Below are 13,686 nucleotides of genomic sequence, written 5' to 3'. Positions count from 1 at the left end.
TGTAGTAGATTTAATTGTTGGGGCTTGTTGAATGGTTTCGGCAAGTCATGTTGGGAAAACAAAATAAAGAGAGACCTTTAAAAACGGAGGAAAATCAATTATGCGTAAAACTAAAATTGTATGTACGATCGGACCGGCAAGTGAATCTTTAGAAAACACAAAGAAATTAATTATGGCAGGTATGAACGTAGCTCGCCTAAACTTTTCTCATGGTGATTTTGAAGAGCATGGTAACCGCGTTAAGAACATTAAACAAGCTAGCAAAGAACTAGGTAAAACAGTAGCCATCCTGCTGGATACCAAAGGTCCTGAAATCCGTACCGGTAAATTTAAAGAAGAGCCAGTTGAATTGGTTCAAGATGAATATGTAACTTTGACTACAGAAGACATTTTGGGTGACCAACACCGTATGCACGTTACTTACAAAGACCTTCCAAGTGACGTTGAAGTCGGTTCAACAATTTTGATCGATGATGGTTTGATCGGTTTGACAGTTGTTGAAATTCAAGGTACTGAAATTAAATGCCGTATCGTTAACGGTGGACAAATCAAAAGTCGTAGAGGCGTTAACGTACCAGGAGTAAACATTTCACTTCCAGGTATTACAGAAAAAGATGCTAACGATATTATCTTCGGTATCGAGCAGGGTGTAGACTTTATCGCAGCTTCATTTGTACGTAAAGCAAGCGATGTTCTTGAAATCCGTCAATTGTTAGAAAGCAAAGGTGGTAGCCATATCCACATCATCTCTAAAATTGAAAACCAACAAGGTGTCGACAACTTGGATGAAATCCTTGCGGTATCTGACGGTTTGATGGTTGCTCGTGGTGACTTGGGCGTAGAAATTCCTGCGGAAGAAGTACCATTGGTACAAAAACGCATGATCGAAAAATGTAATCGCGTAGGGAAACCAGTTATTACAGCTACACAAATGTTGGATTCGATGCAACGTAACCCGCGTCCTACTCGCGCTGAAGCAAGTGACGTAGCGAACGCTATCTTTGACGGTACAGATGCTATCATGCTTTCTGGTGAAACAGCTGCTGGTAAATACCCAGTTGAATCTGTATTGACAATGTCCCGTATTGCTGAAAAAGCAGAGTCTGCTTTGAACTATCACGAATTGTTCTTAAAACAAACGCATGCTCAACAAACAACAGTAACTGAAGCAATCAGTCAATCTGTAACAAACTCTGCTATGGATTTGAATGCAGCAGCGATCATTTCTTCTACAGAATCCGGTCATACTGCACGTACGGTTTCTAAATACCGTCCTCAATCTCCAATTATCGCAGTAACTACATTGGATCAAACAATGCGTCGTCTTTCTCTAGCATGGGGTGTATTGCCTGTTAAAGGTACACAAGCTCATTCTACAGATGAGTTGTTTGAAATTGCTTTGCAAGGTGGACATGATTCAGGTCTTCTAAAAGAAGGCGATTTGGTTGTTATTACTGCGGGTATTCCTTTGGGTCAATCCGGTTCTACGAACTTGATCAAAGTAGCTCAAATGCCTGCTAAATCATAATTTCACATTAATTAATAGCAAGATAGTATGACATCAGAGAAAGCAGTGGATCATTCCATTGCTTTTTTTGATGATTTTTATAGAGATATTCACATTTTGAAATGAAAGCAGAGGTACAGCATGATGGCAAAAGAACAATTACATTTACCTAGCGATTGGCATGGTATTGCTTTTCGCGTACGTTATCAAGAAAATGATCCTATGGGTGTGGTGTATCATACGAATTATTTGAACTGGTTTGAATTGGGACGTACAGAAATGATTCGGGATCTGGGATTCCGTTATAGGGATATGGAAGCCGCAGGATTATTGTTACCATTAATCGATGCGTCATTGTCATATGGACATCCAGCAAGATATGATGATCGTGTAGCAATCTATACCCGTATAACAGAGTTTTCTAAGCTACGGATTGATTATGAGTACAAAATTCATCTGTTAGATGAGCATGATACTTCTGTTGGAGATTCCTCATCTTCTGGAGAGCGCCCTATCTTCAAAGCAGACGAACTATTACCCGGTGAGCCTTTAACCAGCGGTTCTACAAGACATGTCTGGGTTAATAAAGACTTCAAGCCTGTGCGACTTGATAAACAAGTGCCAGCGTTGTATTATGCACTTGTAGAATCTTTACAGATGTAATGGGTTGGGATTGAGAAAGGAGAGGTACGTTTGGGTAAAGGAATCGGCAAATGGATTATTGCATTTATTATTATCGTACCGCTCCTAGAATGGTATGTTTTTTTACAGATGATTGAATGGATCGGTGGTTGGAATACACTTATTCTTTTGCTGACCACTTCACTGGTAGGTATATTAATGATGAGATTTGAAGGACGTAAAGTGATCGAAGATACCAAAAAGCAAATGGATGCTGGCGAACCACCGGGACGGCGAATGTTAGACGGCCTATGTGTTTTTGTAGGTGGAGTGATGCTTGTTTTGCCTGGTTTTATTTTGGATATTATCGGGTTCACCCTTGTTTTTCCACTAACACGTCCTATCTATCGGAATCTGTTATTACGCTGGATAGAGAAGCGTATGAAAAAGGGCAGTATTACTATTCATCGTGGTGGTCAATAATAGTATAAGTAGTCATGATGTTGACTCTGTAAATAGTATGACCACTATCAATCATCATTCAGATATATGATCATGCTGATGATAGCGATCCATCATAACAAACAGGCAGTACTTTAGAAGTTAGATTCTAAAAGTACTGCCTGTTTTGGTATACCATTATAAGATATCTATTTTGATTGGTATGAATAGTGTAGTTAGACTATTTCTGTGATGCAATGAATTATCTCGCTTTGCCATTGACAATATAGTTACGCAGATCACGGAAAACATTCGCACGATTAAGCGCAGAGACAATCACCAGTGTGACCGGCCCGATCAATAGACCTAATGCGCCAAATAACTTTAAGCCGACAAACATACTGATTAAAGTGGCTAAAGGATCAAGACCTACGCTACTGGCTAGCACTTTAGGCTCCATAATCTGCCGTACAATCAATACAATGACATAAAGTACACTTAGACCAATCCCCAAGCTAATATCGCCGCTCATAAAGGTATAGATCGCCCATGGGATCATTACAATTCCTACTCCAAGATAGGGCAGTAGATCTACAGCACCGATCAGTAGACCAATCAGTAGAGCAGACTCAACACGCAAAATAAATAGTCCAATAATCACAATAATGCCTGTAATCGAGATCAAAATAAATTGAGCACGTACATATCCGAACAATGCTTTTTGCAAATCCCGCCAAATCGTAACCATCGTCAGTCTAATATTCGAAGGAAACCATCCAGCTACGATACGGGTATGTTTTTCCCAGCTATTACTGATAAAAAAGGCAGATAACACAATAACGACAATAATCCAGGCAAAGTTAGGTAATGCGGTTAGAAAATCGAGTAAATAATTCAGAATCCCTGTAACAATACCACTAATCGTACTAGAAAGACTTTGTGTAGTCTGGTCTAGATTGTTGTTGATCGTATCTCCATAAGGAGTTTCTTTCAGAAAACCATTGATTTGATTAGTGATATTTTGCAGGCTATCGTTTTTCGTCCAGCCTACAAACATTTGACGCCAGCTATCCATATGATCGTTGAATGTTTGCATAAGAGTGATAGTTTGTTGAACCAATCTTGTTACCAAAAACGAAAGTAAAGCGAGCAGACCACCAAAATAAACAAGCAATGAGAGCGAGACTGCTAACCAGCGTGGAAAGTGAGCACGATTCTGTAGAAGTCTAACTAACGGATTCATCGCATAAGCGAATAACCATGCAAGCAATAACGGGTACAGAAGTGGAAACAGGTAACGCACAGCAATTGCAGTGATAATAATTGCTACAAGCACCCATATTCCACGTAAAATCCGATTACGGATCATAATGTTCAATGAATTGATCTCCTTATGTTCAATATAGTAATTATGTAATCAGCATCATATATGATGTTAAACGGCAGACAAGACTTTTGAAACGAAAGGGCTTATAATTGATACTGTAAGGGGTTACAAAAAAATTCTTATTGCGATGATAAAACAATTTAATGTCACAAACAGTCTTCATTTTGTTCACAACTCCGTCAAAATAAAGTATGATGAGTGAAGGTCCTTGGAAGGTTAATGGTAGGTGTTTGGATCATTAGAACTCTTTTCAACAATTGTGAGGGACCTCAATATCTAGTTTTTAAAATTTTCCATATTTAAAAATGTAAATGTTTTCATTCCCGAAAATGGGCAAAATCTCAATCATTCCGTTCTGCAAAGGAGAGAGTAATATGACAGCTACTAAAGGATTGGAAGGCGTTGTTGCAGCAAGCTCATCTATTAGTTCGATCGTCGACGGCGTACTTACATACCGTGGAATCGATATCGATGACCTAGCCATTAACGCAAGTTTTGAGGAAGTGGCTTATTTGTTGTGGTTTGGTAAACTTCCAAATCAAGCAGAACTAGATCAATTGCAAAAAGATCTAGATGAATATGCTACCTTACCGGAACCATTGATTGCGCAAATGAAACTTTATCCTAAAGATATGAATCAGATGGCAGCTCTTCGTAGTGCGATCTCTGCTCTTGCTCTATATGATGATCTAGCAGAAGATATGAGCCAAGAAGCGAACCATAAAAAAGTCGTAAAATTACAAGCACAATTGCCTGCTATCGTAGCTGCACTTGGACGTATCGCTGCTGGTAAAGAGCCGGTTGCTCCTAAAAAAGGCGTATCGATTGCTCATAATTTCTTGTATATGTTAAATGGCGAAGAGCCTGAAGACACAGCAGTGAAAGCTTTGGATCAAGCGCTAGTATTGCACGCAGATCATGAATTGAATGCGTCTACTTTTGCTGCTCGTGTAACAGTAGCTACATTGTCTGATATTCATTCCGGTATCACTTCAGCGATTGGTGCGCTTAAAGGGCCACTACATGGCGGAGCAAATGAAGCCGTTATGAAAATGCTAGAAGAGATCGGTTCGATGGATCGTCTAGAAAGTTACATCCAAGAACAACTCGACAATAAAGTAAAAATCATGGGCTTTGGTCACCGCGTATACAAAAATGGTGATCCTCGTGCTAAGCATTTACAAAAAATGTCTAAAGAGTTAGGCGAAATGAATAACGATTTGAGCCTATACGAAATGTGTATTCGGATCGAAGAAATTGTAACAGGTAGCAAAGGATTGAAACCAAATGTTGATTTCTATTCTGCTTCTGTATACACAATGCTAGGAATTCCGCGTAACTTGTTCACACCTATTTTTGCAATCAGTCGTGTGTCTGGATGGTCTGCACATATTTTGGAACAATACGAAAACAACCGTATTATCCGTCCACGTGCAGAATATGTAGGGCCGGTTGATCAAAAATATATTCCGATTGAACAACGTTAATCGTAAATTTTTAATTATAAACAAGTAGATATTTCTCATATGACCCAACGTCTGGTAAAATAAAATACAGAACTGTGCATGTCTGTGAAGGTGAGCATATACAAAATGGTTGTATCATGCCTAGCGATGAGAAGAAACGAGCGAGTACATGATACTCAAACGTATCAGTTATTCCAAGTTTCTTTTCATCATGTGTAAACGCCTTCTCTGATGATGTCACAGCCATATCCCTTAAGGAGGAACATGATTATGCCTAAGTTTGAAAAATACGAATTACCTACTACTGGTGAGAAAATCACAATTGATAATGGAGTTCTTAACGTACCTAATAACCCGATCGTCCCTTTTATTGAAGGTGATGGTACAGGACGCGATATCTGGAAAGCATCTGTACGTGTATTGGATGCAGCAGTAGAAAAAGCTTACGGCGGTTCCAAAAAAATTGCTTGGTATGAAGTATTTGCCGGCGAAAAAGCATTCAATACATACGATGAGTGGTTGCCAGCTGATACGCTGACAGCGATTCGCGAATATATTGTAGCGATCAAAGGACCTTTGACTACACCTATCGGTGGTGGTATTCGTTCATTGAACGTAGCACTTCGTCAAGAACTAGATCTATATGTATGTCTTCGTCCTGTTCGTTATTTTGACGGTGTACCTTCTCCTGTAAAACGTCCTGAATTGGTAGATATGGTTATTTTCCGTGAGAATACAGAAGATATCTATGCAGGTATCGAGTACCAAGAAGGTACAGAAGAAGTGAAAAAAGTATTGAAATTCTTAAAAGACGAAATGGGCGTTAACAAAATCCGTTTCCCTGAAACATCAGGTATTGGTATTAAGCCTGTATCTGAAGAAGGTTCCAAACGTCTGGTTCGCGCTGCTGTTCAATACGCAATTGATCACAACCGCAAAACAGTAACTTTGGTACACAAAGGAAACATTATGAAATTTACTGAAGGAGCTTTCAAAAACTGGGGTTATGAAGTGGCTGAAGCAGAATTCGGAGATAAAGTGTTCACTTGGGCACAATATGACAAGATCAAAGAAGAAAAAGGTACAGACGAAGCAAATGCAGCGCAAAAAGCAGCTGAAGATGCTGGCAAAATCATCGTAAAAGATGCGATTGCTGATATCGCTTTGCAACAAGTACTTACTCGTCCAAATGAATTTGATGTAATTGCTACATTGAACTTGAACGGTGACTATTTGTCTGATGCTCTTGCTGCACAAGTAGGCGGAATCGGTATTGCACCGGGCGCAAACATCAACTATGTAACAGGACATGCTATTTTTGAAGCGACTCATGGTACAGCTCCTAAATATGCAGACAAAGATGTCGTGAACCCTGGTTCTGTTATCTTGTCTGGCGTAATGTTGTTGGATCACTTGGGATGGAACGATGCTTCTGCATTGATCTACAAAGGTCTAGAAAAATCAATCAACAACAAAACAGTCACTTATGACTTTGCTCGTCTAATGGATGGCGCTACAGAAGTGAAATGCTCTGAGTTCGCTGACAAAATCATCGAAAACATGTAGGAGGATAAACCTATGACCGTCATTAAGCGCAAAAAAATCACAGTGGTCGGTGCTGGTTTTACCGGTGCCACTACAGCTTTGATGCTTGCTCAAAAGGAACTTGGTGACGTAGTACTGGTTGATATTCCACAGTTGGAGAACCCAACAAAAGGTAAAGCGCTCGATATGATGGAAGCTAGCCCTGTACAAGGGTTTGACAGCCAGATTAAAGGGACATCTGATTATGAAGATACAGCATCTTCGGATGTAGTTATTATCACAGCAGGTATCGCTCGTAAGCCGGGCATGAGCCGCGATGATCTAGTCAACACAAATGCAGGAATCGTGAAGTCGGTATGCGAACAAGTCAAAGGGTATTCTCCAGATGCGATTGTGATTATTTTGAGTAATCCGGTAGATGCGATGACTTATGTAGCTTATCAAGCTTTGGGATTCCCCAAAAATCGTGTGATTGGACAATCCGGTGTACTGGATACAGCGCGCTATTGTACTTTTATTGCAGAAGAATTGAATGTATCTGTAGAAGATGTACGCGGATTTGTATTAGGTGGTCATGGAGACGATATGGTGCCGCTGGTACGCTATTCTAGCGTCGGTGGTATCCCGATCGATACATTGATCTCCAAAGAACGGATTCAAGAAATTGTACAACGCACCCGTGTAGGCGGAGGCGAAATTGTGAATCTGCTCGGCAATGGTAGTGCTTACTATGCGCCGGCAGCGTCACTGGTACAAATGACAGAAGCTGTTCTTAAAGACAAAAAGCGTATTCTACCGATCATTGCTTATTTAGAAGGCGAATACGGTTATAACGATCTCTTTATGGGCGTACCTGCTATTCTGGGTGGCGGTGGTATTGAGAAAATCTTTGAATTGGAATTGACCTCCGATGAAAAAGCAGCTCTTGAGAAATCCGCTGATTCTGTCCGTAGTGTGATCCAAATCGTGAACGTTTAAAAGTGAGTACAAAAAGGCTTCCACCTTATGTGGAGGCCTTTTTTGTTATGATTTTGTTCAGATTGAATATAGACATACTTTTGTCGATATGACAAAAAATAGACACAATAGTCGATAAAATTAAGGCGAAAATATGTATTTTCATATCATCATCCGTTAAAATAATGAAGTATAGCAGAGCAGTAGTGATGGTCTGTGATTGATGAAATGAGAGGAGGTTCTATCATGGCTGAAGTATTGGTGTTTATACACATTTTGGGAGCGTTATCGATGGGTTTTTACTTGTTTTTACCTGTTGTAACAAGTAAATTAGCAAATGGCTCAGCAGAAGCACAATCAGGTAGTATTGAGCTAATTCGTACATTAAATCGAATCGCTCAATTTGGATTGATTGTACAGTTGTTAACAGGTGGATATTTAATGACCAAAGGCAATTATTCTGTCGCTTGGATGGTTGTAGTATTCGTGCTATTTTTGGCGATTGCAGCAATCGGTGGCATTATAGGCAAGCCTTTGCGCTTAGCATTAGCAGATATTAACGAGAACAAAAGTATTACAGCTCATACCGGTAAAATTCGTTCATTGAGTATGATTCTGGCAGTGTGTCTGGTTGTTATTAGTTTCTTTATGGTATTCCGCGATATTATTTAAACGAATTCTATTCAATGGGTAATTCACACATAGTAGACCATCGACCAAGATGGATCAATCCATACACATAATGTTTTACGTCAAAAACCGTTGCTATTATCAGTGACGGTTTTTTATGTATTAAGGTTTTTATATTATGAGATCTGTTTCAGTGATAAAAGGTAAGGATATTTACCCTAAATATTGAATTTCAATACATAAAAAAATGTAAAAAATAGATGTTTAAACATGTATAGACAGTGGTAATAATGGACGGAAGCAACAACGGGATCTACGTTATTGTAAGTGTAAATTATCCATTTTCATATTCGAAAGGAGAATTCATTATGTCTAGCGAAGAACAAACATTACCTCCACAACATCAGGAAAAACAACCAGGTATCGAATCGGAAATGACTCCACGTCCAGAATATAAAGCACCTGCCTATCAAGCAGCAGGTAAGCTTAAAGATAAAGTAGCAATCATTACAGGTGGGGATAGCGGTATTGGTCGTGCTGTAGCCGTCTTGTATGCCAAAGAAGGTGCAGATGTAGCGATTGTGTATAAAGATGAACACAGCGATGCAGAAGAAACCAAAAAGGCTGTAGAGCAAGAAGGACGCAAATGTATTCTACTTCCAGGCGATATAGGAGATGAATCTTTTGCCAAACAAGCGGTAGAACAAACGGTATCCGAATTAGGTAAGCTTGATATTGTCGTTAACAACGCAGCAGAACAACATGTACAACAAAGTATTATAGATATTACAGCAGAGCAATTGGAACGTACTTTCCGTACTAACATTTTCGGTATGTTCTTTATCACCAAAGCAGCTGTTCCACATCTTAAAGAAGGTTCTACGATTATCAATACTACATCAGTTACAGCGTATCGCGGTGAACCGGTATTGCTAGATTACTCTTCTACCAAAGGTGCAATTACAGCCTTTACACGTGCATTGTCGATGAATATTGTAGAAAAAGGAATTCGTGTCAATGCAGTTGCTCCAGGGCCTATCTGGACACCATTGATTCCTGCATCATTTGACGAAGAAAAAGTAAGCAAATTCGGAGCAAGTCAACCGATGAAGCGTCCGGGTCAACCGGAAGAAGTCGCTCCAGCTTATGTATACCTAGCAAGTACAGATTCTTCTTATGTTAGTGGTCAAATTATTCATGTTAATGGTGGCGAGATCATTAACGGTTAATTTGCATATTATATAAAGATACAGAATACAACAGAAAAGATATTCATATAACAATAAAGATATCATGGCGGTAGAGCAGGCATAATTGACCTGTTCTATCGTCTTTTTTTGAATGCAGCCCAAATATCATCCGATCGATGAAAGCGACTTATTCTACAACCTCTGGTATGATAATACTTGTTATGATAAGTGATATATACCACTGAAATATGTTACCTTTTGGAGATGATGACTACATAATGAGAGAACACGCAGCTACATTTACTCGTTTGTTTGAAAAGTATATGTTTTTGATTATTCCATGTACACTGGTTCTGGGATTCTTTATATCCAAGCCATTATTACCTTTTGTCGGTTGGATTCCAGGCTTATTTGCTTATGTTACATTTGTGATGGGACTTGGTTGTGGAAGACATCATTTAAAAGGCGTATTGACCAGACCTGCACCGATTATTGTTACTCTTTTGCTAGCCCATGTGGCTGCGCCACTTATCGCATATGGATTGGGATTGTTGCTATTTGGTAGCGATTCACCATATACAGTAGGGTTGGTGCTATTTGCAGCGATTCCATTAGGCGTATCCTCTGTATTATGGGTAGGAATGTCTTTCGGTAATGTGGCGTTAGCATTGACGCTAGTAATCGTAGATTCAGCCATTAGCCCTTTTGTCGTGCCCCTGTTAATCGAGGTCTTTTTCGGTGCAGATATACAGTTCGATACTTTACATATGTTCAAAGATTTATTGTTACTGATCGTATTGCCTACATTTGCAGGTATGGTCGTGTACGAGATATCGGGTGGCAAGTTCAGAGATTGGTCTGCTCCAATCACTCAACCATTAGCGAAGTTATGTTTTGCAGGTGTTGTGTTGTTAAATGCCGCTGCTATTGCGCCTCAATTGCAAACATTGCGTCGGGATCTGTTGTTAGTCGTACCGTCTGTATTGCTCCTGGTTGCGTTATGCTATGGACTGGGTTATGTGGCTTCTGCTATACTTCGTCGCAAAGGAGAAGGGCAGACATTGCCTGTTACACTAGCCTATGCTTCAGGGATGCGTAATATCTCGGTCGGAATGGTGATTGCGATGGCTTATTTTAGCCCTCAGACTGCGGTTCCAGTCGTACTCGGGATTATGTTACAACAACCAATGGCAACGCTCCAATATTCTATTTTTATGCGTATTTCAAATTATCGTAAAGGAAGAGATGCATGAAGCCTTTTCGCATTCGTCTGACATTGATTCTGATGATACTGCTGGGCGTACTCGGTCTAGCAGCAGCACTCACAATGGGACAAATATTCAAAAGCTCACATATTGCCACACTTGAAGACAATATGGTGCGTGAGATCCGTTTGTTAGAAACCACATTTGATTTTAAAGCAACAGGAACAGACGGTCAGCCTTCTGAAGATGTATTTCAATATTATTCGCAAGAAGCCCATCAGATAGGGAATTTAACCGATTCACGAGTGACTTTTATCGAAAAAGATGGAACCGTTATTGGCGATTCTGAAAGTGATCCGCATACGATGAACAATCATATGGATCGTGAAGAAATTCGCGCGGCTGCTGCGGGTGGGGTCGGTAGTGCGATTCGTTATAGTGCGACACTGGACAAAAATATGTTATATATTGCAGCTCCTGTAAAAGCAGGTAATCTGTTTGATGGATATATTCGATTATCAATGAGTCTGGAAGCGGTAGAAGTAGGGGTACGCAACGCCTGGACAGTTATGGGTATCAGCTTACTGATCTTATTTCTAGTCGCTGCTGTAGTGAGTTATCGGGTAGCGTCTGGGTTAACTAAGCCACTAGAACATATCACTGTAGTTGCCAATCGTATTTCCCGTCTGGATTACGGCGCACGTGTACGCTTAGAACGGCGTGATGAAATTGGTGAATTAGGTAAAGCGATTGATAATATGGCAGATAGTCTGGAAAAACAACTCAAAATTATTCGCGATAACGAAGACCTGCTACAAAGTGTACTGGCTAATATGACTGGCGGTATGTTGATGGTCAATTCATTAGGAAATGTAGCACTGGTGAATCGGTTCGCTGAAGAAGTGTTAGGAGTCAGTTCTAAGCGTCTAACCGGTAAGTCTTATCATGAATTAAAACGTCATTATGAATTGACCAAGTTACTAGGTGAAGGATTGCGACGCAAAGAGCGTATTCATGATGAACAGACATTGTATGATCCAGAGCCACGCTTGATTCAGATCGATGGTGTACCGATGTTTGAAGATGATGATACGTACAGAGGGATGTTGTTCTTGATTCAGGATATTTCCAATATTCGTCGCTTGGAAAAAATGCGTAGCGAATTTGTAGCGAATGTATCCCATGAATTGAAAACCCCTATTGCTGCTGTAAAAGGATTTGCCGAAACATTATTAGGTGGCGGTGTACAGGATGAACAGACATCGCGTGCCTTTTTACAAATTATTTATGATGAAAGTGAGCGGTTGAATCGTCTGATCGGAGATATTCTGGAATTATCCAAAATTGAATCCAAGCGTTCACCACTAAACTTCTCACCGATTCATTTACAGCCTTTTTTCGATACGATACGGGAAATGTTAAATTCTTCGGCTGCCAAAAAGAATATTACGGTAGATATGAATGTACCGGAAGAAATGTTTATGGAAGCCGATGAAGATCGATTACGGCAGATTTTTGTCAATTTGATCTCTAATGCGGTAAACTATACTCAAGATGGTGGTAAAGTTAGATTAACAGTCGAGGAAAAAGGTTCTGACAACGGAGAAGAGCGTATTCTTTTCCATGTAAGAGATACTGGTATGGGTATTCCCAAAAAAGATTTACCACGTATATTTGAACGTTTTTATCGAGTAGACAAAGCCCGTTCACGCAGTTCAGGGGGTACGGGTCTAGGATTATCGATTGTTAAGCATCTTGTTGATTTACATCGCGGGACGGTAACTGTGGAAAGTGAAGTTAATATTGGAACAACATTTACAGTCAATTTGCCGTTGTTACAAGAGGATGAACCAGATATTTGATATTTTATTACATCATTTTACACAGGGTTAACATAAGAGTGATATGCTGACATTGATGTATGAAATGCGAACCCTTGTGGGAGGTTATCATGGCTAAACGATTACTGGTCATAGAAGATGAATCAACGTTATCTCGATTGTTGTCTTACAATTTGACACAAGAAGGATATGAAGTCACTGTAGAAGATCACGGAAGTGCAGGATTGGATCGTGCGCAAAGTGAGCCGTTTGAATTGATTTTGCTTGATCTGATGTTGCCGGGCATGGCGGGATTAGATATTTTGCGTAAATTGCGCAGTTCAGGGGTTCGTACACCTGTAGTCATTTTGACAGCCAAAAATGCAGAAGAAGAAGTGGTAGAAGGACTCAAAGCAGGAGCCGATGACTATATTACGAAGCCATTCGGTGTATCTGAACTATTAGCACGTGTAGCTGCTGTATTACGTCGTGCAACAGGTAGAGAAGATCAATCTGAAGAAGAGTTATCGCATGAAAGTCGTATTGAACTGGGTGATTTAACGATCTATCCTGATAAATACGAAGTGACCCTCGGTACACAACAGATTACACTGCGTCCGAAAGAATTTGAAGTCTTGCTCTATCTGGCACGCAAACCAGGAGTAGTGATGACAAGGGATGATCTGATGAATGCAGTATGGGGATTCGATTATATTGGTGGTCAACGTACTGTCGATGTACATGTCAGCTCTTTACGTAAAAAATTAGAACTTGATCCTGAATCGGTACATATCGATTCGATTCGTGGGGTTGGTTATAAATTAGTAGTACGCAAAAAAACAAGCGCTCAACATTCCATTTAATATGGAGTGTCGAGCGTTTTTTACATACTTAGCGTATTTTAAAAGATTGATTTT

At 39.9% G+C, this 13,686-nt stretch carries 12 protein-coding genes; 11 read left to right on the top strand and 1 reads right to left on the bottom strand.

Annotated features, from left to right (window positions below; translation table 11 throughout):
- Positions 1 to 100: 100 nt before the first annotated feature.
- The 3 genes from pyk (at position 101) to QCD85_RS01985 (ending at position 2,611) form a co-directional block, all read left to right on the top strand.
- Positions 101 to 1,528 (top strand): pyruvate kinase, encoded by a 1,428-nt coding sequence (gene pyk / locus QCD85_RS01995; RefSeq protein ID WP_204824835.1) that lies wholly within the window; start codon positions 101 to 103, stop codon positions 1,526 to 1,528.
- A 123-nt stretch (positions 1,529 to 1,651) separates the two neighbouring features.
- Entirely contained in the window at positions 1,652 to 2,170 is a 519-nt protein-coding gene (locus QCD85_RS01990) for an acyl-CoA thioesterase (RefSeq protein WP_301261949.1), read from the top strand.
- A gap of 30 nt (positions 2,171 to 2,200) precedes the next feature.
- Positions 2,201 to 2,611 carry an FxsA family protein gene (locus QCD85_RS01985; protein WP_373461944.1) on the top strand — a complete coding sequence of 137 codons (411 nt, stop codon included), beginning with the start codon at positions 2,201 to 2,203 and terminating at the stop codon, positions 2,609 to 2,611.
- 220 nt (positions 2,612 to 2,831) lie between these two features.
- Here QCD85_RS01985 and ytvI read toward each other — a convergent pair whose 3' ends face one another.
- Positions 2,832 to 3,947, bottom strand: a complete 1,116-nt coding sequence (gene ytvI / locus QCD85_RS01980; protein WP_273615527.1) for a sporulation integral membrane protein YtvI — start codon at positions 3,945 to 3,947, stop codon at positions 2,832 to 2,834.
- 383 nt (positions 3,948 to 4,330) lie between these two features.
- Here ytvI and QCD85_RS01975 point away from each other — a divergent pair, with 383 nt between their 5' ends.
- The 8 genes from QCD85_RS01975 (at position 4,331) to QCD85_RS01940 (ending at position 13,632) form a co-directional block, all read left to right on the top strand.
- The gene (locus QCD85_RS01975) at positions 4,331 to 5,443 is read left to right on the top strand and encodes a citrate/2-methylcitrate synthase (RefSeq protein WP_273615528.1); all 1,113 of its coding nucleotides are present in this window, start codon (positions 4,331 to 4,333) and stop codon (positions 5,441 to 5,443) included.
- Positions 5,444 to 5,692: 249 nt separating this feature from the next.
- Positions 5,693 to 6,988: an NADP-dependent isocitrate dehydrogenase gene (gene icd / locus QCD85_RS01970; protein WP_273615529.1), complete on the top strand. Its 1,296-nt coding sequence runs from the start codon at positions 5,693 to 5,695 to the stop codon at positions 6,986 to 6,988.
- A 12-nt stretch (positions 6,989 to 7,000) separates the two neighbouring features.
- A complete protein-coding gene (mdh, locus tag QCD85_RS01965) occupies positions 7,001 to 7,945 on the top strand; it encodes a malate dehydrogenase (RefSeq protein ID WP_273615530.1) in 945 nt (314 codons plus the stop codon).
- Positions 7,946 to 8,170: 225 nt separating this feature from the next.
- Positions 8,171 to 8,596, top strand: a complete 426-nt coding sequence (locus QCD85_RS01960; protein ID WP_301261488.1) for a hypothetical protein — start codon at positions 8,171 to 8,173, stop codon at positions 8,594 to 8,596.
- A 326-nt stretch (positions 8,597 to 8,922) separates the two neighbouring features.
- Entirely contained in the window at positions 8,923 to 9,783 is an 861-nt protein-coding gene (locus QCD85_RS01955) for an SDR family oxidoreductase (protein ID WP_301261487.1), read from the top strand.
- A gap of 239 nt (positions 9,784 to 10,022) precedes the next feature.
- Positions 10,023 to 10,997 carry a bile acid:sodium symporter family protein gene (locus QCD85_RS01950; RefSeq protein WP_273615533.1) on the top strand — a complete coding sequence of 325 codons (975 nt, stop codon included), beginning with the start codon at positions 10,023 to 10,025 and terminating at the stop codon, positions 10,995 to 10,997.
- The gene (gene pnpS / locus QCD85_RS01945; RefSeq protein ID WP_301261486.1) at positions 10,994 to 12,811 is read left to right on the top strand and encodes a two-component system histidine kinase PnpS; all 1,818 of its coding nucleotides are present in this window, start codon (positions 10,994 to 10,996) and stop codon (positions 12,809 to 12,811) included. Before QCD85_RS01950 ends, pnpS begins: the two co-directional genes overlap by 4 nt.
- Before the next feature lie 89 nt (positions 12,812 to 12,900).
- On the top strand, positions 12,901 to 13,632 hold the full coding sequence (locus QCD85_RS01940) for a response regulator transcription factor (RefSeq protein WP_301261485.1): 732 nt from the start codon (positions 12,901 to 12,903) through the stop codon (positions 13,630 to 13,632).
- Positions 13,633 to 13,686: the final 54 nt, after the last annotated feature.

The sequence above is a fragment of the Paenibacillus sp. PsM32 genome (assembly GCF_030433815.1).
Lineage (GTDB): Bacteria > Bacillota > Bacilli > Paenibacillales > Paenibacillaceae > Saccharibacillus > Saccharibacillus kyungheensis.
This window is presented reverse-complemented; position numbering and strand designations above follow the sequence as displayed.